Origin of the sequence: Nitrogeniibacter aestuarii (assembly GCF_017309585.1) — a bacterium.
Classification (GTDB): domain Bacteria; phylum Pseudomonadota; class Gammaproteobacteria; order Burkholderiales; family Rhodocyclaceae; genus Nitrogeniibacter; species Nitrogeniibacter aestuarii.
The window spans coordinates 2,439,474-2,464,314 of the sequence record NZ_CP071321.1 but is presented as its reverse complement, the minus strand read 5'-3'; the positions used below and the strand labels follow the sequence as shown (position 1 = coordinate 2,464,314).

The following is a 24,841-nucleotide window of genomic DNA, read 5'->3' as shown; positions in this document are numbered from 1 at the left end:
CCGCAGCACCGCTGAATCAGCGGGAGATCGGCTTGTAGCGAATCCGCTTGGGTTTGGCCGCTTCCTCGCCCAGTCGTTTCTTCTTGTCTTCTTCGTATTCCTGGAAGTTGCCTTCGAAGAAGGTCCACTGCGAGTCGCCTTCGGCCGCGAGGATGTGGGTACAGATCCGGTCGAGGAACCAGCGGTCGTGGGAGATGATCATCGCGCAGCCGGCGAACTCGAGCAGGGCGTCTTCGAGGGCGCGCAGGGTTTCCACGTCCAGATCGTTGGAGGGTTCGTCGAGCAGGAGCACGTTGCCGCCCGAGACCAGCATCTTGGCCAGATGCAGACGACCGCGTTCACCGCCGGAGAGGTTGCCAACTATCTTCTGCTGGTCACCACCCTTGAAGTTGAAGCGGCCGATGTAGGCACGGCTGGGGAACTCGAACTTGCCGACGGTCAGAATGTCGGCACCGCCCGAGATGGCTTCGAACACGGTCTTTTCGTTTTCCAGCCCTTCACGCGACTGGTCGATGGCGGCGATCTGGACCGTGCTGCCGATATCGACGGTGCCTGCGTCCGGTTGTTCGACTTGCTGAATCATGCGGAAAAGGGTGGATTTACCGGCGCCGTTCGGCCCGATGACCCCCACGATGGCACCCGGCGGTACGCTGAAGCTCACATTGTCCATGAGCAGCTTGTCGCCAAAGGCCTTGGTGACACCGTTGAACTCGATCACCTTGTCGCCCAGGCGCTCGCCCGGCGGAATGAAGATTTCCTGGGTCTCGTTGCGGCGCTGGTATTCCACGCTCGACATTTCTTCGTAGCGGGCCAGACGCGCCTTGCTCTTGGCTTGGCGGGCCTTGGGGTTGGAACGCACCCATTCGAGCTCCTGCTTCATGGCCTTCATGCGTGCGGCTTCCTGCTTGGATTCCTGCTCCAGCCGCTCTTCCTTCTGTTCGAGCCAGCTGGAGTAGTTGCCTTTCCAGGGGATGCCGTGACCGCGGTCGAGTTCGAGAATCCACTCGGCAGCGTTGTCGAGGAAGTAGCGATCGTGGGTCACCGCCACCACGGTGCCCGGGAAGCGCACCAGGAACTGCTCCAGCCATTCCACCGATTCGGCGTCCAGGTGGTTGGTCGGCTCGTCCAGCAGCAGCATGTCCGGCTTGGCCAGCAGCAGTTTGCACAGGGCGATCCGGCGCTTCTCGCCGCCGGAGAGGTTGCCCACCTTGTCGTCCCAGGGCGGCAGGCGCAGGGCGTCTGCGGCAATCTCCATCTGGGTTTCCACGTCCGAGCCGGCGGCCGCCAGGATGTTCTCGTACTTGGCCTGTTCCTCGGCCAGCTTGTCGAAGTCGGCGTCCGGCTCCGCGTAGGCAGCATAGATCTCATCGAGCTTCTGGCGCGCTTCCATGATCTCGCCAAGCGCCGACTCGACTTCTTCTTTCACTGTCTTGTTCGCGTCCAGTACCGGTTCCTGAGGCAGGTAACCGATGGAGACGCCCGGCTGGTGCTGGACCTCGCCTTCGTATTCCTTCTCGACGCCGGCCATGATCTTGAGGACGGTGGACTTGCCCGCACCGTTCAGGCCGAGCAGACCGATCTTGGCGCCGGGGAAGAAGGACAGGGAGATGTCCTTGATGATCTGTCGCTTCGGAGGGACAACCTTGCTCACGCGGAGCATCGACATTACGTACTGAGCCATGGTGCCTGGAGTTCGCTTGTGATTCGAAAGGTGCAACTCTACCCGAGCCGGCGGGGCTCGTGCCAATTGCACCGTGGCGCATGATCATAAAAACGGGCACCACGAGGTGCCCGAATCAATGCGCAGAAGAAGTGGTCCGGCGGAGCCGGCGGCCTCAGTTGCTCGAGGCAATCAGCGGCTTGATCTTTTCCTCGTTGTCTTTGCGGTTCGTTTCGCTCTTCTTGGCGCTGGTGAGCGATTGAACATCGCCCGACACCTCACCGCCTTCCTCGATCAGGATCTTGCCGTAGCGGATGGTGCCGCTCACACGACCGGTGGCGTGGATGATGAGCTGTTCGCGAGCCGTCAGTTCGCCTTCGAAGTTGCCATGAATCTCGGCCACGTCGATACCCACCTTGCCCGAGAACGAACCGTTTTCGGCAATACGGATCACCCGGCTGTCCATGGTTGCTTCCACGCGCCCCTCGACCACCAGGGTGTCGCAGTCAAGAATTTCGGCGCCGCGCAGCTTGACGTCCGGGCCAACGATCAAGCGGCTGCCGCTGTCCTTGCTGGTTTCTTCGACAGGCGGCTTCGACTCGGTGCGCTGTGCGGCGGGTTCGGCGGGGGTTTGGGGTTCGAACTGGGTTCGCATGTTGGCTCCAAAGGTGCCCGGACGGGGTGCCGGGCGATTGACGGGGGCGGTCGGGGTGACGGGCGTGGATGCAGAGGTGCTTGTGTTGCGCTGAGGCGGAGTCGTCTCTTCGCGTTTGTGGAACAGATTGGATTTATTGAACATGCCTTCTCCTCGGCAGGACGTTTGACATGAAACGAGCCCGAGGGCCCGTCCCGACTTTCGCCCAGCATCCGCAAGCCTCGTGCCAGGTGACGTCATCCCGCGTGGTTGTGGGGGTTTCGCGTGCACAGGCAGTGTGACACGGGAACCGGAGGGTGGTGATGTGTCGTCAATGTGCGACAGCGGTCCGCCCCGCATAGGGCTAAGCACCTGAATCAACGCAGGATTTTCATGTCGCCATGTGGCGACAAGCGCCTGTAAGTGTATGAATCCCCGTGTGTTTCATTTGCATTTGCTTACGCTTGTCTGTCCAAGTGTCACCTAAAGTGGACGCCTGTTACATAAGCGCCACCTTGATGCTCTCTCGCATGTCTTTCCGGCAGATACTCTTGGCCGGCTTCCTGTTGATCGCGGTTGTTCTCGGTGCGGCCGCGGTCCAGGGATTGCGCCTGCTCGAGACTTTTGCCGACCAGAGTCGAAAAGGGGCCGACATGGCCATCGGGCTCACCAGTTCGGCGCAGAAACTTTCCGAACGCACCATCGACATGGAACGCAGTGCGCGCCAGTACCGAGTGCTGGGCGAACCGGCGCTGCGTGCCCGCTTTCTTGACCAGCGGATTGCCGCAGAGGGCGCACTCAGGGTCTTCGCCACCGCCGCGCCGGCGACCCTCGGGGGGGTTGCCGATACCTGGCGGGCGGCTGCCCAGCAGGCCGAACGGGCGCTCGATGACGACGACGGCGACGCCGAGTTGCGTGAGTCACTGAACCGGCTCCACGCCCTCAATGATCGCCTCGCGACTGAAGCACGTTACTGGGTCTCTCGCCAGAACACCGGGCTGCTCGATGCCCTTGAAGCCAACCGTGTCCGGCTTGCTACCGAGGTGATGGGCGCAGTGGCTGCGGCCGTGGTCATCGCGGGCTTGTTCGGATGGTGGCTGTCACGGCCGGTCAAGCAGATCGAACGCGGTATCGAGCAACTCGGCGAGAGCCGGTTCGAAGACCGCATCGAGGTGTCGGGCCCGGAAGACCTGCAGGAAGTGGGGATGCGACTCGACTGGTTGCGCCAGCGGCTCATTGAACTCGAAGCGGACCGGGTGCGCATGCTTCGCCACGTCTCGCACGAACTCAAGACCCCACTGGCGGCGCTGCGTGAAGGTGTGTCGCTGCTCGATGACGAAGTCGCGGGACCGCTCACCAGCGGGCAGCGTGAGCTGGTCGGCATCCTCGGTGACAACGCGCATGTCCTGCAGGGGCGTATCGAGGATCTGCTCGGGTTCAATGCTGCGGTGTTCGATGCACGCCGGCTTCGGCGTGAGTCGATCGACCTGAACGAACTCATGTCCCGCCTGGCTGATGGCCAACGCCTTCAGGCACAGGCCCGCGACGTGACGATCAATCTGGATGTGGCGCGGGTCACGATCAACGGAGACCGGGAGAAGCTGGCCGTTGCCGTGGGCAATCTGCTGTCGAATGCGGTGTCATTCAGCCCTGCGCACGGTACCGTCACGCTGCGTGCGTCCCGCACTGGCGACACCGTGTTCGTCGAATGCATTGATGAAGGGCCGGGCGTGGCCGCGGAAGACGCCACACGCATCTTCGACCCTTTCTTTCAGGGGCGGCGCCAGCCGGACAGCGAGCGACGGGGGTCCGGCGTGGGGCTGTCGATCGTGCGCGAATACATCCAGGCGCATGGCGGCCATGTCGCTCTGATCGCGGCCGAGAAAGGCGCGCATTTCCGAATCGAACTTCCCAACCTGAACTGAATCATGACTGTCACGATTTCCCGACTTGCATTGTTGTTTGCCATGCTGCTGGTGCTGTTGCTCACAGGGTGCCAGCACATGGTGCCGTCGGACGAGGGGCTGACGCGCACGCCGGTGGCCAGCGACGACGTCACCTTGCGCGCGGTGCTCGCCTATGCCCGCCAGCAGGCGGATGTGGACGGTACCCAACGGGCCCGCACCATCAAGGCCATCGAGGCTGATACGGTGACGCCGCTCAATCTCATGAAGCTTGCCGTCATTCACGGTCAGAACCGTAATGACGCAGATCCCGCCAAGGGCGCTGCGCTGCTTGAAAAAGTCCTGGCGGACAAGAGCGCAGAGGCCGTGACCCTGCATCCGCTGGCCCGGATTCTGCATGCGCAGTATCTGGCTCGAGTTCGCCTGCAAGGGCAGAACGAACGGCTCTTGAGCGAGACGAAATCGGCGCAGGCGCGAGAGGATGAATTGCAGGAAAAACTCGATGCGTTGACCGACATCGAACGCAGTTTGCGCACTCCAACACGCTGAACCCCGGGAGACATTCATGAATCTGGCCACGTGCGCCACCTTTCCGACCATCGAGCCACGCTTGCTGGTGGTCGATGACGACCCCGACCTGTTGCGCCTGCTGTCCATCCGTCTGCGCGCCAGCGGTTATCAGGTCGATGCGGTCGAATCGGCCGAATCAGCCCTTGCCCACATGGCCGTGGTCACGCCGGATCTGGTGATCAGCGATGTTCGCCTGCCCGGGCGTGACGGCCTGGCGCTCTTCGACGAAATCCGTACCACCCACCCGGGCCTGCCGGTCATCCTGCTCACCGCGCATGGCAGCATTCCGGACGCCGTCGAGGCCACCGCGCGTGGCGTGTTCGACTATCTGACCAAACCCTTCGACAGCCGGGTGCTGCTCGACAAGGTTGGTCGTGCGCTCGAGGTTGCCTCGCCCGTGGTCACCGCAGATGCCGAAGCACACGCTGGCTGGCGCGCCGAGATCGTGAGCCGCAGCGCGCGCATGGCGGAGGTGCTCGAAGAGGCGCGTCTGGTGGCTGCCAGCGACGCCAGCGTTCTCATTCGCGGCGCCAGCGGCGTGGGCAAGGAACTGCTTGCGCGCGCGATTCACCGGGCCAGTGCGCGCGCCAGGGCGCCGTTCGTGGCGATCAATTGCGGAGCCATCCCGGAACAGTTGCTCGAATCTGAATTATTCGGTCACGTCAAAGGCGCCTTTACGGGCGCCAGCAGTGCTCATGAGGGCCTGTTTCAGAGTGCGGAGGGTGGCACCCTGTTTCTCGACGAAATCGGCGACATGCCCTTGCCGCTCCAGGTCAAGCTGCTGCGGGTGCTCCAGGAGCGTGCCGTGCGTCCGGTGGGGGCGGTACGCGCCAAGCCGGTCGATGTGCGGATCATTTCGGCGACACATCGCGATCTCGAAGCCGCGATGCACGCCAGCCAGTTTCGCGAAGATCTATATTACCGGCTCAATGTGGTGCGGCTCTCCTTGCCGTCGCTTGAAGAACGTCGGGAAGACATCCCCTTGCTGGCGCGGCATTTCATCCACAGCCTCGCCCAGAAGTACGGCAAGTCGATTCATGGCTTTGCATCTGACGCGCTCGAGATGCTCACGGCGGCCCACTGGCCGGGTAACGTGCGTCAGCTCTTCAATGTGGTCGAGCAGGTGTGCGCGCTGACCACGACGCCAATCGTGCCGGCGGCGCTCGTTCAGCGAGCCCTGCGTGTGCCCAGTGATGAAATTCTGACCTATGCCGAAGCTAAACAACGCTTTGAACGCAACTACCTGGTTCATCTGCTCAAACTCACCGGGGGCAACGTGACGGACGCCTCGCGTCTGGCCGACCGAAACCGCACCGAGTTCTATCGCCTCTTGCAACGCCATAGCCTCACACCGGCCTTGTTCCGCCACGAGGACCAGCAGAGCACTGTCGCCGATCTGTGACGTGACAAACTATTGAATTTAAAGACTGTTTTTAAGGTGCTACGCCACCTAGTCGTGATTTGGCGACGCCGGGTGGATGTTTTGATTTCTCCGAGCGTCGATGTCTCCCTTTGCATCGTCGCAAGGCTTTGAATTCAATGTTGTTTTCTTTTCTGGCACGCCATTCGCATAAGGGGTCTGCGTAACGACGACAGGGCAGCGACCCGCACGGAGACGCAGATGAACAACAAACTGGCTTACGCAGCCGTGATTGCAACCACGGCAATGGCCTTCGGGCTGGCAGATAGCAGCACTGTCCGCGCCGAAGGCAACTTCTATCGCACCGCATTGAGTGAAGCGGCGAGCGACGCGGCCATCAAGGGTAAGGTGGAGGCGGCGCTGGCGACGGAGCGCACGCTCAACGCCACCCAGATCATTGTGGACGTCAAGGGTGGGGTGATTCTGCTCAGCGGTGAAGTGGCCAGCACGGGACAGCGCGCCACCGCGGGGCGCCTTGCCGCCGGTATCGAGGGCGTCAAGAAAGTGATGAATGAAATCATGGTGCCGCGAAGCAGCTGAGTGCAGGCTCGTGGCACAACACCAAACGCGCCGGCGCTTCGGCGCGTTTTTTTATGCCTCGTGCAACAGGATTGCGAATCGTCAATCCGTGACCGGCGCTCGGGGCATACAGTGATGACGGTATCGGAGTGTCCGGCCCTGGATGCTCCACGCGACGGGTGCTGTCATTCATGTTTGTCGTTTTTTCACGACTGGCCGATCTGATCGTCTATGGCCTGCTCGGCATGGCGCCGCATACGCGTGCTGCCGAAGCCTTGCATTTCTTCATCGAAGACACCAGCAAGATCCTGGCGATGCTGGTGGTCATGATTTACGCCATTGCGCTGATTCGCGCATCGCTCAATGTGGAGCGGGTTCGCGCGGTGCTGTCGGGCCAGCATCGTTTTGTGGGCTATGGACTGGGTGCCGGCTTTGGCGCCATTACGCCATTCTGTTCCTGTTCGAGCATTCCGGTGTTTCTCGGCTTTACCTCGGCGGGCATTCCCGTGGGGGTCACCATGGCCTTCCTGCTCACGTCACCGCTGATCAACGAGGTCGCGGTCCTGATGCTGCTCGGTCTGCTGGGGTGGCAGATGACGCTCATCTACATCGGCGTCGGCCTTGCCGTCGGCATGCTCGGCGGCTTCTTTCTCGATCTGATCCACGCCGAGCGACTGCTTCAACCGTTTGCGGCAAAAGCCTACGCGAAGCGACCTGCTGCGCAGATGGCGAATGATGTGGCGGCCGTGCGCTTGAGCCTGGCCGAGCGGCACGCGTTCGCCAAGGCCGAGCTTGCCGACATCTTCAGGCGCGTATGGAAATGGGTGTTCATCGGCGTGGGGATCGGCGCCGGCTTGCATGGCTTCGTACCCGATGGTTGGCTGGAGGCGCACCTGGGGGCCGGGCAGTGGTGGTCGGTCCCGGCCGCCGTGGTGCTCGGCATCCCGCTCTATTCAAACGCCACGGGTGTCATCCCGGTGATGGAGAGTCTGTTGCTCAAAGGCTTGCCGGTGGGCACGACGCTGGCGTTCTGCATGAGTACGGTGGCGGCCAGTCTGCCGGAATTCATTTTGCTCAAGCAGGCCATGCAACTGAAACTGCTGGCCATTCTGTTCGCCATGTTGCTGGTGTCATTCACCCTGGTGGGCTGGATTCTCAACCTGGTCGGGACATTCTGACGGAGATGAAGATGATGGAAGTGATTGTGCTCGGCAGCGGCTGCGCGAAATGTACCAAGACGGCGGAACTGATTGAAACGGTGGCCCGGGATGTGGGCGTCGAAGTCTCGGTCAGGAAAGAAACCGATCCCGAGGCCATCATGAACTACGGCATCATGAGCACGCCGGGTGTGGTCGTTGACGGCGAGGTGAAGCACAGCGGGTCAATGCCTATCCGCGCCCAGATCGAAGCGTGGCTCAGGCCGGCCTGAATGCCCGACCCTGAGCCCCCTCAGAGTTGTCCGTGGGGCATGGGGTATTTGCGGCAGAAGCGTTCGTAGATCTTGCGCAGTTCGCGCTCGCGGCTCAGGCGACCCCGATTGGCCGCCTGCGCGATGAGGTCGCGGTGCATGTCGTGAATCACGAGTAGCCCGACACGATTGGCCACCAGCTGGTTACCCAGTTCGGTGGCCACCACTTCGCTCAGATGCTGGTGTTCGGCAATGATGTCGACCGTTTCCTGGTCGAGATCGATGAAGTCAAGACAGTCGCGCAGGCTCAACATGGCCCTCTCCTCCGGTGACCCGCCTTCTGATGTCTGACGTACTGTCATTGTGCGTCAGTCGGGTCTTCATGCACTGCGTTGGGTACCGTTGTGGTCATCCCGCTCGGAAACAACCCGGTTTTTCGCAGCTACCGCCGCTTAGAGGCAAGTGTCATGCCTGAACTTCAGCCGGCTCAAGACCCCATGGCTTCAATGTAGTCGAGTTTCGGACCGATGGGGACGATTCGGGTCGGATTGATCGCTTCGATCGAATAGTACCCTGCCTGGATGTGGTCCACCCGTACACTTTTGGCAAATGCCGGGATGCTCAGCAGCCGTTTCAGATAGGCGAGCACCGCAGGGTAAGCCGATAGCGGCTTGAGATTGCACTTGAACGCGCCATAGTAGGCCGGCTCGAAACGAATCAGGGTCACAAAGGCGCGGATGTCGGCTTCCGTGAGCTGATCGCCCACCAGCCAGGTGCGCTCGGCCAGACGCGCTTCGAGCCAGTCCAGGCTGTCGAACACGGTTGTGACGGCCTCTTCGTAAGCCGATTGCCGGGTGGCGAAGCCGGCTTTGTACACGCCGTTGTTGAAGGGCTCGTAAAGGCGCTCATTGACCGTGTCGATCTCGCTTTGCAGGGCCGCCGGATACAGGTCGTGGGTGGGGTCGGCCAGCTCACCGAAACCGGTGTTGAGAATGCGCAGAATGTCGGACGATTCGTTGTTGACGATGGTCTCTTGCTGCTTGTCCCAGAGCACCGGCACGGTCGCACGACCGCTGTAGTCCGGCGCGGCCCGGGTGTAGATTTCGTGCATGTAACGCGCACCATTGACCGTATCCTCGGTCACGCCGTCGAAGTCGCCCCCGAACGCCCAGCCCTGGCTGGTCAGCGTCGGATTGACGATATCCACGCTGATGTGACGGCCCAGTCCCTTGAGCCGCAGGGCAATGAGGGTGCGACACGCCCACGGGCAGATATAGGCCAGGTAGAGGTGGTATCGACCGGACTCGGGGGTAAAGCCCTTGGTCGAGTCTGCCGACACGGCATCTCGAAAGCCTGACTGCTGGCGGATGAAGCGACCATCGTCGTCGCTCTCCTGCACCGGCTGCCAGTCGTCTGTCCATTGTCCGTTTACAAGCACTTGCGATCTCCTTGGGGTTGGCGCGGCAGGCATCCGCGTGCCTGCCGCTTTGTGTAGTTCGATTTATTTGGCGATGGCTTCAAGGGCGATATCGATCACCACTTCGTCGCTCACGGCCGGGGCGTACTTGCCGGCATTGAACTCGGTACGCTTGACCGTGGTGACCGCGTTTGCGCCGATGGCCGGCTTGTTGAGCATCGGGTGCGAATCGGTGCTCTTGAAGCTCGTGACTTCAAGCGTGACCGGCTTGGTGATGCCCTTCATGGTCAGCTCACCTTCAATGGCTTTGGGCGTATCGCCGTCGAACACCACTTTGGTGGATTTGAAGGTCGCGGTCGGATACTTGGCGGTGTCGAAAAAGTCTTCACCCTGGATATGACCGTCGAAGGTGTCGTAGCCGGTGTCGACCGAGGTCATGTCGATGGTGATGTCCACCGTCGCCGTCCGGGCTTGTGCGTCATACACCACCGTGCCGGTGGTGTTGTCGAAGCGCTGGATCTGCTTGGAGAAACCCAGGTGGGTGTAGGAGAAGCGCGGGTAGGTGTGGTGCGTATCGACCGTGTAGGTGACCGGTTCGGCGAACACGGGCAAGGCGAAGGTCGAAGCGAGAATGGCGGCAGCGATGGTCTGTTTCATTTTGGTCCTCGTTGGGTTTGTCGAAATGTCGTGTTGAACGTGAGTGCGGTCACTGCGCTGCGGGCGCAGCCACCAGATGAAAAGAGATGGAGACTTCGTGGGCGACCACCTCAGGGTCGCCCCATATGCCGGCGCCGACACCGAAGTCGGTCCGGTTGATCTTGAGCGTGCCGTCAAAGGTGGCCGTGCCGTTCGCCTCGGTGACGCTGACCGGGACGGAGACGGTGCGATCATTTCCCTTGATGGACAGCGTGCCGGTCACCAACAGCTGGCCCGGTCCTTTCGCTTCGACCGAGGTCGAGGTGAAGCTCGCCGTGGGGTGCGTGTCGGTGGCGAACCAGTCCTTGCCCTGTACTTCGGCATCCCCCTCGGCAGAGCCGGTGTCGATGGGCGCCAACGGCACGACGACCCGGGTGGTGGCCGAGGCCGGGGCAGCCGGATCGTAGGTCAACGAGGCGTCGAAGCGGGGGAACTTGCCGTCGAGGCTGACCCCCATCTGGGTATAGGTGAAACCCAGTGTGCTGTTCGCCTGATCGAGCTCGGCATAGTTCTGTGCGCTGGCTGCCATGGGCAGACCGAGTAATGCGGCCAGGCAAACGCGAATGATGGGTTTGTTCATGATGACTGACTCCTGGGGGCGTGCCGGCCCGGCAGCATCCGGGTCAGCACGGTGTCGCGATCGATAAAGTGGTGTTTCAGCGCGGCTGCGGCGTGAAGAATCACGAGGCCGAGCAACGTAAAGTTCAGCGCTTCGTGAACCTCGGCCAGCGCGTCGCCCAGTGCTTTGTCTTTCGCCAGCAGATCGGGCAGGGGAATGACGCCGAACCAGACGGTCTGGAAGCCCTTGGCCGAGCTCATCAGCCACCCGGTGAGCGGAATGGCGAACATCAGCCCGTACAAGGCCCAGTGAGCCCCCTGGGCCGCTTTTCGCTGGAGCGGCGGCATGTGTGCCGGCAGGGGCGGCGCGGGGTGCGTGATACGCCAGGCGAGGCGGATGAGGACCAGCGTGAAGATGCTCACGCCGGCCCATTTGTGCCAGGAATAGAGCTTGAGTTTGTCTGGCGACAGGGGCAGCTCGTGCATATACACCCCCAGCGCGAAGGTGCCCGAGATCGCCAGAAAGATCAGCCAGTGAAGGCCGATCGCAGTGCGCGTGTATTTGGCGTTCATCCGTCGATCTCCGAAAAGTCGAGCTTGACCTGATCGAGCTGCTCAACCCGGTTTTCCAGATCGCCGAACACGAAGCTGTCCATGCTCAAGACGTCGTTGGTGATGCCGCCAGCGATGCGCTGGACATGTGTCCAGTCGGCCCCAGCCGCGCCGATGGCGAAGAACAGCGGCAGAAAGTGCTCATCCGTCGGGTGCGCTCGTCGGGCATCCGGACATTGGGTGCGGTAGTTGAGCAGGGCTTCGAGATCGCCGTCGGCGAGGGTGCGAAAGACCCAGCCGGCAAAGCTCTGCGCGTAGTCGCCAGCCGACGGGCCGGCGCCCATGTCGTAAAGGTTGTGGGTCAGGCTGCCCGAGCCGACGATCAGAATGCCGCGTTCACGCAAGGGCGAAAGAGCCCGGCCCAGTTCCAAGTGCGCGAGTGGCGACGGTGAAGCCGGTTGCGTGATCTGGATGACGGGCACGTCCGCCTCGGGGAAGAGGTGGATCATCGGCACCCAGCCACCGTGGTCGCGGCCGGCACTCGGATCTTCCTGCACGGGCAGGCCCAGACCACGCAAGTGGGTAGCCACCTCGGCGGCCACTTCGGGGGCGCCGGGAGCGTCGTACCGGACCCGATACAGGGCGTGCGGAAACCCGCCGAAGTCATGGACGGTCTCAAGCACCTGGCCGCTGGTGATCGTGGGTGTCCGTGCCATCGAATGAGGCGACATGACGAGCACTGCCCGAGGGCGCTTGAGGCGTTGACCGTAAGCCGTGAGTTTGGGACCCAGTTCGCCCGGGTCGAGCGCGAACATGGGCGAGCCATGTGAGACGAATAGACTGGGAAATGTCATGGCGATACCAAGTGGGTTCTAGCGTTGTTCGATGGAGCCATCTTAGGAAAGGTTCCTGGAAGAAAAAACCGTGTTTGGTTTGATGTATTGTTGCGTATTGCGTAACAAACGAGGCGAAGATGGATCGATTCAAAGAAATTGAGGCGTTTGTTACCGTTGTCGAAGAAGGCAGCTTTGTCGCCGCGGGCGATACGCTTCATGTCTCAAAGGCGGCGGTTTCGCGCGCCGTGGTTGAGCTGGAGAAGCGGCTGGGGGCCAGATTGCTCCAGCGCACGACCCGGCGACTGTCGATCACGGAGGCCGGTCGCGCCTACTACGATCGCTGCAAACAGATCATGGCGGAACTGGATGAGGCCGATAGTGCCGTCGGCGCCGTGACCGGCACTGCCGTCGGCAAACTGCGTATCAACGCCCCGGTGTCCTTCGGCATTCGCCATCTGTCCCCGGTCTGGGGGCGTTTCATGAAGCGCTACCCGAACGTGGAGCTGGAAATCGATCTGTCCGATCGTATTGTCGATGTGGTGGACGAGGGCTTCGACGCAGTGATCCGGATCAGTCGTCTCGTGGACTCCACGCTCGTGCATCGCAAGCTGGCGACCACGCAGATCATCGCGGTTGCCAGCCCGGGCTATATCCAGGCTCACGGATTGCCACGCCATCCCGAGGAGCTCGATGGCCATCAGATGATCGGCTACGCCTATGCCGCGTCCGGCGACGTCTGGCGATTCGAGTCCGATACCGAGGGCGTCGTTGAGGTGAACACCAAACCCAGGGCCAGAGCAAACAACGGGGATACCTGCCGGTCCCTGATTCTCGATGACGTCGGTATCGGGATGGAACCCGACTTCCTCGTTGCGGACGACCTGGCGGCCGGCCGGCTCGTGCACCTGTTTCCACAATTCCGCTGTAGAGAGATCGGCATCTACGTGGTGTACCCGTCGCGCAAGCATCTGTCGGTCAAAGTCAGGGCGCTCGTGGACTTCCTCGCCGACGCATTCCGCGAGCCACCGTGGAGTCGTGCAGGTGGCCATGCTGCTTCGGACTGATTCATGCTTTTGTGCATGCTGTAGTCGCGGTCTTGTTCGGGGTACTTTCTGCCAGTAGATCCGTTCAGAGTCCGACGTTGCGATGCCCGAGGGCGTTGAAGCGCTGCCTTAAGCTTCTGTGAGCACGCGCACTTCAACCAGGCCTCGCAGGGCATTGCCCATGTACACGCGCTGCGCACTCGCCAGATCCGGGAGCGTCAGCTTGCGCTCCCGTGCCAGCCCGCAGCGGAGCAGGTGCTGCCGGCAGATGCCGTCGAGCGCACCGCTGGAGAGCGGCGGGGTATAGAGGTGCTCACCTAGCCGCAGAAACAGGGTGCTTCTGCAGCCTTCGACGAGTTCCCCGTCATGGCCCGTGAAGATGGCATCGAAGTGTCCTTGCTTCATGACCTCACGCAAGGTGTCGTCGTACTGACGGCGCAGGGTGGTCTTGAACCGGCTGAGCGACAGATCTGCCTCAAGTGGCGTTTTCGCCACCACCACGCTTGGCCGGACCGGCGTCGGTTCGAGGGGGCCGTGCGACAGTTCGATCTGGCCGTGCCCAGACACTTCGAGCCGGATCCGCTGAGTGCCTCGCAGCGATGACGCGAGCGCCATCACGCGCGATGCGACATCGTCGGTATCGATTGCGATGCCCAGTGCGCGTGCACTGCGATCAAGGCGAGCCATGTGTGCTTGCAGCCAGGGCACCGGCTCGCGCATGCCGCCATGGCAGCGCATGGTCTCGATCAGGCCGATCTTTTCCGGAAGGTCCTGAAGAAAGTGCGTCTTGAGCTGGCATTCACGCCATTCGCCCAGCGGGTCCGAGTCAAAGACGATGCCGCTGCCGGTGCCGTAGCGGACCTGCCCTGATGGCTGGATTTCAAGCGTGCGGATTGGCACGTTGAATCCGAAGTCACCGTTAGGGGCGATCCAGCCGATGGCGCCGCAATACACCCCGCGCGGACGGCGCTCGAGCTCGCGAATGATCTGCATGGCGCGAATCTTGGGTGCGCCGGTGACCGAGCCGCACGGGAACAGCGCGCCGAAGATTGCCTTCAGACCAGCGCGGACATGCCTGGCTTCCACTGTGGACGTCATCTGCCAGACCGTGGAGTAGCGTTCGGCGGTAAAAAGCCGCGGGACGGACACCCCGCCAGCCGGTGCCAGCCGGCCCAGATCGTTGCGGATCAGGTCCACGATCATTACGTTCTCGGCCCGGTTCTTGGCACTCCGGGTGAGTGCTTCGGGCGCTGCCGTGGCGGGGGCCGTGCCTTTCATTGGCCGGCAGGTGAGTGTCTGACCGATCCGCTCGACAAACAGCTCGGGCGAGCGCGAAAGCAGGACGCCGTTGCCGTGCTCGATATATGCGCCGTAGCGCACCGGCTGGGCATGCCGTAACTGGCGATACAGAGCTCTGGGCTCGCCATAGGCGTGCGCATGGCAGGGGAAGGTGAAGTTGGCCTGGTAGCAATCGCCCCGGTCGATATAGTCGCGCACAGAATCGACTGCAGCGAGGTAGTCCGACATCTGAAGGGCGGGTCCGAAGTCACGCAAGCCGGCCGGGCCTGGTGTTTCAGCAAGCCATTGCTCCACCTGGTCTTCGGTCAATGAGTCGCAGTCGGCGAATATCCAGGCCTCGAGCAAAGGGGTGGTGTCGGGCGGACGGAGCGCTTCGAGTTTGTCTTCGAGCACATAGCCCAGCTCATAGGCCGCGGCCAGGGCTACCCAGTGGCCGTGTCGACCCGCGCGCTCGATACGTGCAAAGGCGTCATCCAGCTGGGCAGGTTCGGTACAGCGCAGGTGTTCGACACAGCGCTTCAGCCGAATCGCGCGCCCGCCGTCCAGATTGCTGTCGAAGAGGGCGAGTGGCGTGTCGCTGCGATACACGCGACTTACTCGAAAAGATCGAGAATGGCGTCCAGGCCCGAATGGTTGAGGCAGCAATCGGCTTCGGCGCGCAGAACGGGCTTGCCACGAAAGGCCACACTGAAGCCAGAGGCTCTGAACATGGGCAGGTCATTGGCGCCGTCGCCGGCCGCGATGACGCGATCGGCCGGCAGTGCCATCTCGTCACGCACCCTCACCAGATGTGCGGCCTTGGCCTCGCCGTCGATAATCGGTCCGCTGACCCGACCGGTCAGCTTGCCGTCGCTCACTTCCAGCTCGTTGGCGTAGGCAAAGTCGAATCCGAGATCTGCCTTCAGCCGTTCCGTGAAGAAGGTGAAGCCGCCGGAGACCAGCATCGAGGCAATGCCGGCCTTCTTCAAGCCGGCCATGAGTTCATGCGCGCCCGGATTGAGATTGAGCCGCTCTTCGAACACGGTTTCGAGTGCCGACACGTCCAGCCCGGTGAGCAGATCGACCCGGCGCGTGAGCGATTCGCGAAAATCCATCTCCCCACGCATGGCGGCTTCGGTGATTTCGGCCACCTGGGTTTTCTTGCCGTATTCGAACGCGATCTCGTCGATACACTCGATGTCGATGAGGGTCGAGTCCATGTCGGTCACGAACAGGCCGAAATCATCGAGACGCCGGCCGCTGGGCACGAAGGCGAAGTCGACACTCGCCTCTTCGCACAGCGGGGCGACGCCCTCGCGGGTCAGCGCGCCGACAATGCGAAAAGCGGTCGGATGAATCTGTTCGATGCGTTCTGCGCCAGTGTGTTTGGCCAGGGTTTTGAGCAGGCGCGTTTCAATATCCTGCCCGAGAACGACAAGGTTCATGCCATGGAAGTCCGCTTGGGCATGGCGTCGCGCAGCATGTCGCGGGTCTGGCGCAGCATGTCGACGGTGGTATCCCAGCTCACGCAGGCGTCGGTCACCGAGCAGCCATACTTGAGTTCGCTCAGGTCGGCCGGAATCTTCTGGTTGCCGGCTTCGATGAAGCTCTCGATCATGGCACCGACAATGGAGCGATTGCCTTCGCGGATCTGGTGCGCCATGTCGCGCATGACCAGCGGTTGGTATTCCGGATTCTTCCAGCTGTTGGCGTGCGAACAATCGATCACGATGTTCTTGGCGACGCCGGCTTTCTCGAGCGCTTGCTCGGCCAGGTTCACCGACACGGTGTCGTAGTTCGGCCGACCTGCGCCGCCGCGCAGCACGACATGACCATAGCGATTGCCACGGGTGCGCAGAATGGCGGAGCGGCCCTGGGCGTTGATGCCCAGGAAACTGTGCGGGTTGCCGGCGGACTTGATGCCGTTGATGGCCGCGTCGAGGGAGCCGTCGGTGGTGTTCTTGAAACCCACCGGCGTTGACAGGCCCGATGCCATTTCACGGTGAGTCTGCGATTCGGACGTACGGGCGCCAATGGCGGTCCACGAGATCAGGTCGCCGTAATACTGGGGGGCGATGGGGTCAAGCGCCTCAGTGGCGGCGGGCAGCCCGATCTCATTGACGTCGATGAGGAACTGGCGCGCCTTGGCCATGCCCTCGTCGATGCGGAAGGAGTCGTCCATGTACGGGTCGTTGATGTAACCCTTCCAGCCGGTGGAGGTGCGCGGCTTTTCGAAATAGACCCGCATCACCAGCATCAGCGTGTCCGACACTTCATCGGCCAGCGCCTTGAGTCGCTTGGCATAGTCGAGACCGGCAATCGGGTCGTGAATGGAGCAGGGGCCGACCACGACGAACAGACGCGGGTCCTCACGGTCCAGAATGGCCTGAAGTGCCTGCCGGCCTTCGATCACCGTCTTCGAGGCGTTTTCGCTCAGCGGCAGATCGCCCTTGATCTGGGCCGGCGACGGCATGTCGTCCTGGGCGATGATGTTGAGGTTTTCGGTCTGTGCGACAGTCATGATGGCGCTCTGGCGTTTTGCAAAGACCGATATTTTAGCGCGACTGCGCGACAAACCTAAGAAAAAGCGCAGGACGGGCGCGGCGGACCGCGCCCATCGCTGGTGACTAGACGGCGCCGGTGTATTCACCTCGGGCCGGGTAGTCCTTGGCAATGGCGAAGTCGATCGCACCGAGCAGGTCGGCAAAGTCTGGCCGCGCGAATGGCATGGTCTGTACGGCAGCGAAATACAGCGTGCCGTCGGGGCGAACCAGGAAGATACCGGGCTCCGAAAAAACGGCGGGCTCTTCGATGCCGATCGACGTCTTGCCCCGGGAAGTGGACAGATACAGCCCCCAGTCACGGGCCAGTTGCAGCGGCAGACTGTGCGCGACTGGAAGCGGGGTATCGCCGATGCGTTCGACCATCTCGGCAGCGCGTTCTGCGTTGTCGCTCGAAATTGCCACCAGCCTGACGCCGCGTTCGGCAAACTGGCTGGCCATGCCGGCCAGTTCCTTCAGGTACTTGGCGCAGATCGGGCAGTGCAGACCACGGTAGAAGACGAGCATCGTGAAACGGTGCTCACCGGCTTCGGCGAGGTCGAAGTGACCGCCACCGTGAAGTGGAAGGTTCAGGCCCGGGACGGCCTGGCGGGGCATCAACATGGTGTTCTCCGGTTGGGTTCAATCAGTTCTTGCAGCTTGACGTACGTAGTGCAATTATTTGTCCGTAAACATTTGCACTTCGTACGAGAATGGCCTGAAAAATGGAAAGTATCGACCGCTTGACCGCTTTGCTCAGAGGGCTCGCCCCTGAAGCGACCGTGTTGCTGGCCGGGCCACTGAGCACGCCTTTGATCTGCGATGCGGCGGATTCGGGGGCGATGCATCTGCATCTCGTGCTGCATGGCACGGCGACACTTGACTGCTCGAACGGGCAGCAAGCGGTGAGCGCGCCAGCGGTGTTCGTCACGATGACGCAGGGAGCGCATTCGCTGAACCCCGACTCAGCAGCCACGGTCGTTTTCAGCATGCGCGTCGAGTTCTGCGGCCCGGCGGCACCGATGATCTTTGGCGAGAACGCGCGGCCGTATTGCATCGACGTGCTGGCCGAACAGGATGATCTCCATCGCATTGTCGAACTCATCACGCAGGAGGTGGATGCCCGGCGCTGTGCCCTGGGCATCGTGCTTGATCACGCGGCCGAGATTTTGCTGGTGGGGGTGCTGCGTCGTCTGGTGGCGGTGCGTGCCTTGCCTTCAGGGGTGCTGGCGGGGCTCGGGGATGCGCGTCTGGCGCGAACGCTCATTGCGCTGCACGAAGCCCCGGAACGCGCATGGACGCTTGAACTGATGGCTGAAACCGCCGGCATGTCCCGCACGGTGTTCGCGAACCGCTTCAGGACGGTCATGGGGGCGACGCCCAAACGCTACCTGGCGGACTTCCGCCTGATGCTGGCGCGCAAGGTCATCGACGAGCAAAAAGGGCTCAAGCACGCGGCCCGGGTGGCGGGGTATGCCAGTCCGGCCGCCTTGTCGCGCGCGCTCTCGCGCACGCGAGTGTGATCACACCTTGATGAGCTTCAGATCCTTGAGCAAGGCGCGCACGGCGGCGGTGCGTTGCTTGACGCCGGGCGCGTCGATCTTGCGCGATATCCTGTCGGGGCCTGCCATGCGTGTGCTCTTTTCTTTCTGCACCAGCTCGATGACGGTGATCGGATCGACCGGCGTGCGCGGACCGAACTGGATGGTCAGCTGGGCTTCGGAGGCGTCGAGCTTGATCACGTCCAGCTCCTGCAGGGCGACGCGCAATCGGTGGGTTTCAATCAGGGCGACGGTCTGCTCGGGCATCTCGCCGAAGCGATCCACCAGTTCTTCACGCAGGCTGCTCAGCGCCTCATCGGTTCGGGCGTTGGCCAGGCGCTTGTAGAGCGTCAGGCGTTCCTGAACATCGGCACAGTAGTTGTTGGGAAGAAGGGCCGGGCTGTGCAGGTTGATTTCCGACACCACTTCAAGGGGCTGTGTCAGATCCGGCTCTCGACCGGCTTGCAGATCCTTCACGGCCCGCTTGAGCATCTCGGTATAGAGCGAGAAGCCGATCTGCTGGATCTCGCCGGACTGGCTCTCGCCCAGGACCTCGCCAGCGCCCCGGATCTCGAGATCGTGCATGGCCAGGAAGAAGCCCGAACCCAGATCTTCCATCATGCTGATGGCCTCGAGCCGCTTCATGGCTTTGGCCGTCGGTTTGGCATGCGCGTCGGTGAGCAGGTAGGCGTAGGCCTGATGGTGCGAGCGCCCGACCCGGCCACGCAACTGGTGCAACTGGGCCAGACCGAAACGATCGGCCCGGTTGATGATGATGGTGTTGGCAGTGGGGATGTTGATACCGGTTTCGATGATGGTCGTGCACAGCAGCAGGTTCGCGCGCTGCTGGGTGAAGTCGCGCATGACGCGCTCCAGCTCGCGCTCGGGCAACTGCCCGTGACCGACCACGATGCGCGCCTCGGGCAGTAGCTCGGTGAGCGCGTCGCGCATGTTCTCGATGGTGTCCACTTCGTTGTGCAGGAAGTAGACCTGGCCGCCTCGCTTGAACTCGCGCAGCACCGCCTCGCGCACGATGCCCTTGCTGTGGCGCTGCACGAAGGTCTTGATGGCCAGGCGTTTCTGCGGCGCCGTGGCAATGACCGAGAACTCGCGCAGCCCTTCCATGGCCAGGCCGAGCGTCCGTGGGATCGGTGTGGCGGTCAGGGTGAGGATGTCCACCTCGCTACGCAGTTGCTTGAGCGCCTCCTTCTGACGCACGCCGAAGCGGTGCTCTTCGTCGATGATCACCAGCCCGAGCCGCTTGAAGTTCACGTCCTTCTGCAACAGGCGGTGGGTGCCGATGATGATATCGAGCTTGCCTTCTTCCAGTTCCTTGAGTGCTTGCGCCTGTTCCTTGGCACTGCGAAAGCGCGACAGCTCGGCGATACGCACCGGCCAGTCGGCAAAGCGGTCGGAGAAGGACTGAAAGTGCTGCTCGGCCAGCAGGGTGGTCGGGGCCAGCACGACCACCTGCTTGCCGTCGGCCACGGCAATGAAGGTTGCCCGGAGCGCCACCTCGGTCTTGCCGAAGCCTACGTCGCCGCAGACCAGTCGATCCATGGGGCGGCCCGACTTCATGTCGCTTACCACGGCTTCGATGGCGGCCATCTGGTCCGGGGTCTCTTCAAAGCCGAAGCCTTCGGCAAAGGCCTCCAGGTCATGCTGCTTGAAGTCGAAACGATGGCCGGGTCTGGCCGCCCGCTGGGCGTAGAGCGAGAGCAGCTCGGCGGCGGTGTCCCGCACCTGCATGGCGGCCTTCTTCTTGGCCTTTTCCCATTGCCCGGAGCCCAGGCGGTGCAGGTCGACGGCCTCGGGGTCGGCGCCGGCATAACGGGTAATGACGTGCAGTTGCGAGACCGGGACATACAGTTTGTCGCCGCCGGAATACTCCAGGTGTAGGAACTCGGTGTCGCCTTCGCCCAGATCCATGTGAATGAGACCCAGGTATTTACCCACGCCATGCGAGACGTGAACCACCGGGTCGCCCACCTTGAGTTCCGACAGATCGCGCAGCCAGCCTTCCATGGTCGCTTCGCGCCGGTTGTCCCGGCGTCGGCTGGTGCGCGCCGTGTGGGCATAAAGCTCGGTCTCCGTCACCAGTGCGATGCCGGCCTCGGGCAAGGCAAAGCCGGTGACCAGCGGTGCGACCGACAGGCACACCCGGTCCTTCCCGGACAGGAAGTCGGTCAATGTGTCGCAGGTGGCGTACTTGAGCCCGTATTCGGCAAAGTACTCCGCCATGGTCTCGCGGCGTCCGGCGGACTCGGCCAGCAACAGCACGCGGCCGCCGAAGTCGTCGATCCAGCGTTTGAGCGCCGCCAGTGGGTCGTTGGCCTTGCGTTCGACGGCGATCGGCGGAATCGGAGCGGTGGCGACCGCGTCGGTGTCTGCGCCGAGGCGAAGTTGCCGGTACTGGCCCAACTGACTGAAGAACAGCTCCTGATCCAGGAACAGCTCCCGCGGCGGCATGACCGGGCGTGACCGGTCGCCCTTGAGCAGGTCGTAGCGTGACTGCGTGTCGCGCCAGAAGTCGTCGATGGCATGGGGAACATCGCCATGCAGCACGACCTGAGAATCGTCAGGCAGGTAGTCGAACAGGGTCGCCGTTTCATCGAAGAACAGCGGCAGGAAGTACTCGACACCGGCCGGTGCAACGCCGTGTGAGACGTCCTTGTACAGGCTCACGCGACTGGGGTCGCCCTCGAATCGCTCGCGAAAACGGCTCCGGAAGCCGGTGCGACCGGTGTCGTCCATGGGGAACTCGCGCGCCGGCAGGAGGCGGATCTGATCGACCGGGTAAACCGTGCGCTGGGTGTCCGGATCGAAGGTGCGAATGGTTTCGACCTCGTCATCGAACAGATCGATCCGATACGGCAGTGGCGAGCCCATCGGGAACATGTCGATGAGGCCCCCGCGCACACTGTATTCGCCCGGGCGCACCACCTGGGTGACATGCTCGTAGCCGGCGGTGGTCATCTGATCGCGGAAGGCCTCGCCATTGAGCGTCTCACCGCGCTTGAGGAAGAAGGTGTGCGCGGCCAGATAGGACGGTGGCGCCAAACGATACAGTGCGGTCGAGGCGGGCACCAGCACCACATCCGCTTCTCCGCGGCTGATCGTGTAGAGCGTGGCAAGGCGCTCCGAGACCAGGTCCTGGTGGGGGGAGAGGGCGTCGTAGGGCAGCGTCTCCCAGTCGGGGAGCACACACACCCTTACGTCCGGCGCGAACCACGCCAGCTCGTCGCTCAGACGGAGCGCATCGATCGGGTTGGCGGTCACGATCACCTGCATCCGGCCATGTGCCAGCGTTGCCAACGCCAGTGCGTCGGAAGAACCGGCGAGTCTGGGCAAGTCCAGGCGCTGGCCCGGCTTGAGCTTGTCGGTGGCGGGCAGGTGGGTGAGCAACGAACGGGGCATGTCTTGCGGCATATGGCGGTTCAAGGCGGACGATTATAAGGGACCGGTGCGCCCTCGGCTTGCCCGGTGGTTCGATGCTTCACGCTGGAGAGTGTTTGTCGCATTAAATTCATTGACGTACGGCCGTGCTGTGGCGACGATACGAAAAAATCAAAAACAGGTCAGACCATGAATGCGCCCTGTGTCCGCCGTTGTGCACGGCCCGACGCCCGGAAGGTGAGATGGATGGAATTTGCGTCAGGCGCGTTGGAGCGGGTCTGGGTGCCGAGTGCGTCCGGTCGCTTCCTTTTCGCTGTCGCTGTGGCGAACGTGGCTCATCGTTGTTCGGTCAGTCGGCTCACGCGAACGGGCTTACGTGCTGCGGGAAACCGATCCGGTGCGCGGTGTGCGCCCAGCCCTGGAAGGCAACCGGGAGAGGGGGTGCTCGACAGAGCGTCACTGATGAGGTGTCATCATCGAGCCGATTCACGCTCCGGGACGCATGCTGGTTGCCGCAACAGAATCACTCATCGGGTTTCGGTCCTGCCCGGAGGTGAAAATTTACCTTCAGGGAGGACTACTTGATGTTCTGGTTTCTTTGCTCCCTCTGGCCATATCTGGCAGGTGGGCTTGTGGCGTGGCTGGTCTGCGGCCGGATGGCTCACAAGCTCAAATACCAGCCGCCGCCGCGAGAGCGGGTCGTCGAGAAAGTGGTTGAGAAAATCGTCGAGGTCGACAGCTCGGCCCTGACGGAGAGCGACTTTCCGTTAGGGGCGGTCTCCGGCACAGATGCCGATGTGGCCACGGCCTTGAGTGAATCACGCGCCTACGCCGCCGCACTGGAGGCTGAACTCTCGGCGCTGCGCGCAGGGCCGCTGCTTGACACGACACAGGCCGCCGCGGCGGGCTTTTCGCTCGATACGTATGCCGATGCGGACGATCTGACGGTCATCACAGGCATCGACGCGAAGATCTGCGAGGTGCTTCATGCTGCCGGTGTGCGTCGCTTCAGTGATCTGGCGCGGGTGGATGCAACCCAGTTGCTGGACATGCTCAAGGTGGCCGGAGACCCCGTCGCACATGCGCGACTGTCAACCTGGCCGGCTCAGGCCGCGCTGGCGGCACACAATCACTGGGTGGCCCTAAAAGCGTGGCAAGACGTGCTGGACGGTGGCGAGGAGGAGCAGTCATGAACACGGTCGAGCAGGATCGGGTGCTGGCCCCCAACTGGGGATGGTTCCGACGGATCTGGATGGTGGTCACCATCGTTCTGGTCCTGATGCTGGTGTTTTTGGCCGTGCTCGGCTTCGGGCCGGGCGGACGCAACTGCCCGTTGACGGATTGTGGCCCGGCTCTGGCACCGTTGCCGATCCCGGGTGCCACGGACGATCTGCAGGCGCCGAGTTTGTCGCTGCATGGCGATAACCCGGTCTTTCTCAAGCAGGGTGAGGCTTACGACGAAGCAGGCGTGAGTGCCGTGGATGACGCGGACGGAGAGATCCCGGTAGGAAGTTCCGGCAAGGTCGATAGCGCAACGCCCGGGCGTTACACCCTGACGTACAGCGCGACGGATCAGGCTGGAAACACCTCGACGCTGACGCGTCTGGTGATCGTTGACGCGGAGGGTTTGCCGGAAGGTGTGGCGAGCGCTCCGGGACTGTCGACGGTTCGTGTCTATTTTGCGCCGGGTCGTACCGAAGTGCCTGCCGATGTTGGCGGTACGCTCTCACCGATTCTCGAGCGGCTGTTCACCGACGAGGGTGCAACGGTGGTCGTTGCGGGTTTTAACGATGCTACCGGCGATCCAGACTCGAACCAGCAACTGGCTCGGGCCCGGGCCGAATCTGTGCGTGACCATCTGGTGGCGAAGGGAGTAGACGTCAGCCGCGTAATGCTCGACAAGCCGCATCAGACGCAGGGTAGCGGGCGTGATGCCGAGGGGCGCCATGTCGAGCTTCGAGTCATTCCCTGAACGAGGTGATGCGCCTTCGTCTTGAATTCGGCCCGAACGCACCCATCTTGAAAGGGTGATAGCGTTAAGCGCATGGTTTTCGTCTTTCAGGAAGGGCAATGCCGATAGACCCCGAGCAGGTTCGTTACTTTCAACAATTTTCCCGTCGCCGTGTGAGGCCCATGAGCACCTGGCAGAAATTGCTCGCCGGTGTGGCCGGCGCGGGGATTTTCGTGCTGGCGCTGATGTTTTCGGTGGTGCTGTTTGCCGTGGTAGCAACCGTCGGTCTCGCCGTCTGGGGCTGGGTCTGGTGGAAAACGCGGGACTTGCGCAAACAGATGCGCGAGCAGATGGAGCGTCAACGGCAGGGGCAGGGAGCCTCGGCCGAGCCTGGTGCAGAGGGGCTCGTCATCGAAGGCGAGATCCTTCGCGAGGGCGAAGTCGAAGACATGCCGGGTGATGGGCGTCAGCGACGTCCCGATGAGCATTGATGAAAAAGGCGCCGATTCTTCGGCGCCTTTTTTCTAGTGTGAATTGAGCTTGACCGGGTTGATCAGTGGCGGAAAGTCACTGAGCGTGGCTTCTTCTCTCAGGATGTCGACCACGCCTTCGTGTTCGAGATCCAGCAGGAAGTCGCGGCAGCTGTTGACGGTTTCACCGCTCAGGGTGGCCAGTCGGCCAACGGTCAGTGGCTCACGTTCAAGTAGTCCTGTGAGCAGCGCGCGAATGGGCGAGCCGATCAGAAACGCGTCGGATGGCCACGCGGTCAGGCGATAGTGATCGATGGTCTTGTCGAACACACTGGCTTCGATCAGGTTGCTGTTGAGTCTCATCGGGGGGCCTGCTGTCTTCCGGGTGTGACTGAAAGTTAACCCGGATCTGCCCTGGTTGCTGTGAAATTCGTCAAAAACATCAATA

The 24,841-nt window shown here is 62.3% G+C and carries 25 protein-coding genes; 11 read left to right on the top strand and 14 right to left on the bottom strand.

What is annotated here, in order from left to right:
• Positions 1–16: 16 nt before the first annotated feature.
• Positions 17–1,681 (bottom strand): energy-dependent translational throttle protein EttA, encoded by a 1,665-nt coding sequence (gene ettA / locus J0W34_RS11280; RefSeq protein WP_230968868.1) that lies wholly within the window; start codon positions 1,679–1,681, stop codon positions 17–19.
• A 154-nt stretch (positions 1,682–1,835) separates the two neighbouring features.
• Positions 1,836–2,459: a bactofilin family protein gene (locus J0W34_RS11275; protein ID WP_227814425.1), complete on the bottom strand. Its 624-nt coding sequence runs from the start codon at positions 2,457–2,459 to the stop codon at positions 1,836–1,838.
• Positions 2,460–2,845: 386 nt separating this feature from the next.
• Between J0W34_RS11275 and J0W34_RS11270 the strand changes: the two genes are divergently transcribed.
• The 6 genes from J0W34_RS11270 to J0W34_RS11245 all read left to right on the top strand — a co-directional run bounded on the left by J0W34_RS11270 (position 2,846) and on the right by J0W34_RS11245 (position 8,136).
• Positions 2,846–4,219: a sensor histidine kinase gene (locus J0W34_RS11270; protein WP_230968867.1), complete on the top strand. Its 1,374-nt coding sequence runs from the start codon at positions 2,846–2,848 to the stop codon at positions 4,217–4,219.
• A gap of 3 nt (positions 4,220–4,222) precedes the next feature.
• Positions 4,223–4,747 carry a hypothetical protein gene (locus J0W34_RS11265; RefSeq protein ID WP_230968866.1) on the top strand — a complete coding sequence of 175 codons (525 nt, stop codon included), beginning with the start codon at positions 4,223–4,225 and terminating at the stop codon, positions 4,745–4,747.
• Positions 4,748–4,763: 16 nt separating this feature from the next.
• Positions 4,764–6,170, top strand: coding sequence for a sigma 54-interacting transcriptional regulator (locus tag J0W34_RS11260; protein WP_227814428.1), 1,407 nt, complete (start codon positions 4,764–4,766; stop codon positions 6,168–6,170).
• Positions 6,171–6,389: 219 nt separating this feature from the next.
• Entirely contained in the window at positions 6,390–6,728 is a 339-nt protein-coding gene (locus tag J0W34_RS11255) for a BON domain-containing protein (RefSeq protein ID WP_227814429.1), read from the top strand.
• A 170-nt stretch (positions 6,729–6,898) separates the two neighbouring features.
• Positions 6,899–7,885 (top strand): permease, encoded by a 987-nt coding sequence (locus J0W34_RS11250; RefSeq protein ID WP_230968865.1) that lies wholly within the window; start codon positions 6,899–6,901, stop codon positions 7,883–7,885.
• A gap of 11 nt (positions 7,886–7,896) precedes the next feature.
• Positions 7,897–8,136 carry a thioredoxin family protein gene (locus tag J0W34_RS11245; protein WP_230968864.1) on the top strand — a complete coding sequence of 80 codons (240 nt, stop codon included), beginning with the start codon at positions 7,897–7,899 and terminating at the stop codon, positions 8,134–8,136.
• A gap of 20 nt (positions 8,137–8,156) precedes the next feature.
• Here the strand turns inward: J0W34_RS11245 and J0W34_RS11240 are convergent, their stop codons facing one another.
• The 6 genes from J0W34_RS11240 to J0W34_RS11215 all read right to left on the bottom strand — a co-directional run bounded on the left by J0W34_RS11240 (position 8,157) and on the right by J0W34_RS11215 (position 12,192).
• Positions 8,157–8,429: a hypothetical protein gene (locus J0W34_RS11240; protein ID WP_227814432.1), complete on the bottom strand. Its 273-nt coding sequence runs from the start codon at positions 8,427–8,429 to the stop codon at positions 8,157–8,159.
• A gap of 173 nt (positions 8,430–8,602) precedes the next feature.
• Positions 8,603–9,553: a glutathione S-transferase family protein gene (locus J0W34_RS11235; RefSeq protein ID WP_230968863.1), complete on the bottom strand. Its 951-nt coding sequence runs from the start codon at positions 9,551–9,553 to the stop codon at positions 8,603–8,605.
• Positions 9,554–9,616: 63 nt separating this feature from the next.
• Complete coding sequence (locus J0W34_RS11230; RefSeq protein ID WP_227814434.1) at positions 9,617–10,189, bottom strand: YceI family protein; 573 nt, start codon at positions 10,187–10,189, stop codon at positions 9,617–9,619.
• Positions 10,190–10,238: 49 nt separating this feature from the next.
• Positions 10,239–10,808, bottom strand: a complete 570-nt coding sequence (locus J0W34_RS11225; protein WP_230968862.1) for a YceI family protein — start codon at positions 10,806–10,808, stop codon at positions 10,239–10,241.
• A complete protein-coding gene (locus tag J0W34_RS11220) occupies positions 10,805–11,359 on the bottom strand; it encodes a cytochrome b (RefSeq protein ID WP_227814436.1) in 555 nt (184 codons plus the stop codon). Before J0W34_RS11220 ends, J0W34_RS11225 begins: the two co-directional genes overlap by 4 nt.
• Complete coding sequence (locus J0W34_RS11215) at positions 11,356–12,192, bottom strand: DODA-type extradiol aromatic ring-opening family dioxygenase (RefSeq protein ID WP_230968861.1); 837 nt, start codon at positions 12,190–12,192, stop codon at positions 11,356–11,358. The genes J0W34_RS11220 and J0W34_RS11215 overlap by 4 nt, the downstream gene beginning before the upstream one ends.
• Positions 12,193–12,311: 119 nt before the next feature.
• Here J0W34_RS11215 and J0W34_RS11210 point away from each other — a divergent pair, with 119 nt between their 5' ends.
• Positions 12,312–13,238 carry a LysR family transcriptional regulator gene (locus J0W34_RS11210; protein ID WP_230968860.1) on the top strand — a complete coding sequence of 309 codons (927 nt, stop codon included), beginning with the start codon at positions 12,312–12,314 and terminating at the stop codon, positions 13,236–13,238.
• Between the two features lie 108 nt (positions 13,239–13,346).
• Here J0W34_RS11210 and pabB read toward each other — a convergent pair whose 3' ends face one another.
• The 4 genes from pabB to J0W34_RS11190 form a co-directional block, all read right to left on the bottom strand.
• Complete coding sequence (gene pabB / locus J0W34_RS11205) at positions 13,347–15,104, bottom strand: aminodeoxychorismate synthase component I (RefSeq protein WP_230968859.1); 1,758 nt, start codon at positions 15,102–15,104, stop codon at positions 13,347–13,349.
• Between the two features lie 5 nt (positions 15,105–15,109).
• A complete protein-coding gene (serB, locus tag J0W34_RS11200; RefSeq protein WP_230968858.1) occupies positions 15,110–15,940 on the bottom strand; it encodes a phosphoserine phosphatase SerB in 831 nt (276 codons plus the stop codon).
• Positions 15,937–17,016: a 3-deoxy-7-phosphoheptulonate synthase gene (locus J0W34_RS11195; RefSeq protein ID WP_227814441.1), complete on the bottom strand. Its 1,080-nt coding sequence runs from the start codon at positions 17,014–17,016 to the stop codon at positions 15,937–15,939. Before J0W34_RS11195 ends, serB begins: the two co-directional genes overlap by 4 nt.
• 106 nt (positions 17,017–17,122) lie before the next feature.
• On the bottom strand, positions 17,123–17,659 hold the full coding sequence (locus J0W34_RS11190; RefSeq protein ID WP_230968857.1) for a peroxiredoxin-like family protein: 537 nt from the start codon (positions 17,657–17,659) through the stop codon (positions 17,123–17,125).
• 101 nt (positions 17,660–17,760) lie between these two features.
• Here J0W34_RS11190 and J0W34_RS11185 point away from each other — a divergent pair, with 101 nt between their 5' ends.
• Entirely contained in the window at positions 17,761–18,558 is a 798-nt protein-coding gene (locus J0W34_RS11185; protein ID WP_230968856.1) for an AraC family transcriptional regulator, read from the top strand.
• On the opposite strand, the gene mfd is transcribed toward J0W34_RS11185, so the two are convergent.
• Entirely contained in the window at positions 18,559–21,993 is a 3,435-nt protein-coding gene (gene mfd / locus J0W34_RS11180; RefSeq protein WP_230968855.1) for a transcription-repair coupling factor, read from the bottom strand. It lies immediately after the preceding gene.
• Positions 21,994–22,556: 563 nt separating this feature from the next.
• Here mfd and J0W34_RS11175 point away from each other — a divergent pair.
• The 3 genes from J0W34_RS11175 (at position 22,557) to J0W34_RS11165 (ending at position 24,414) form a co-directional block, all read left to right on the top strand.
• The gene (locus J0W34_RS11175; protein WP_230968854.1) at positions 22,557–23,165 is read left to right on the top strand and encodes a hypothetical protein; all 609 of its coding nucleotides are present in this window, start codon (positions 22,557–22,559) and stop codon (positions 23,163–23,165) included.
• Positions 23,162–23,944, top strand: coding sequence for an immunoglobulin-like domain-containing protein (locus J0W34_RS11170; RefSeq protein ID WP_227814446.1), 783 nt, complete (start codon positions 23,162–23,164; stop codon positions 23,942–23,944). The genes J0W34_RS11175 and J0W34_RS11170 overlap by 4 nt, the downstream gene beginning before the upstream one ends.
• 161 nt (positions 23,945–24,105) lie before the next feature.
• Entirely contained in the window at positions 24,106–24,414 is a 309-nt protein-coding gene (locus J0W34_RS11165) for a hypothetical protein (protein WP_227814447.1), read from the top strand.
• Between the two features lie 33 nt (positions 24,415–24,447).
• Here the strand turns inward: J0W34_RS11165 and J0W34_RS11160 are convergent, their stop codons facing one another.
• Entirely contained in the window at positions 24,448–24,756 is a 309-nt protein-coding gene (locus J0W34_RS11160; protein WP_227814448.1) for a hypothetical protein, read from the bottom strand.
• Between the last annotated feature and the right edge of the window lie 85 nt (positions 24,757–24,841).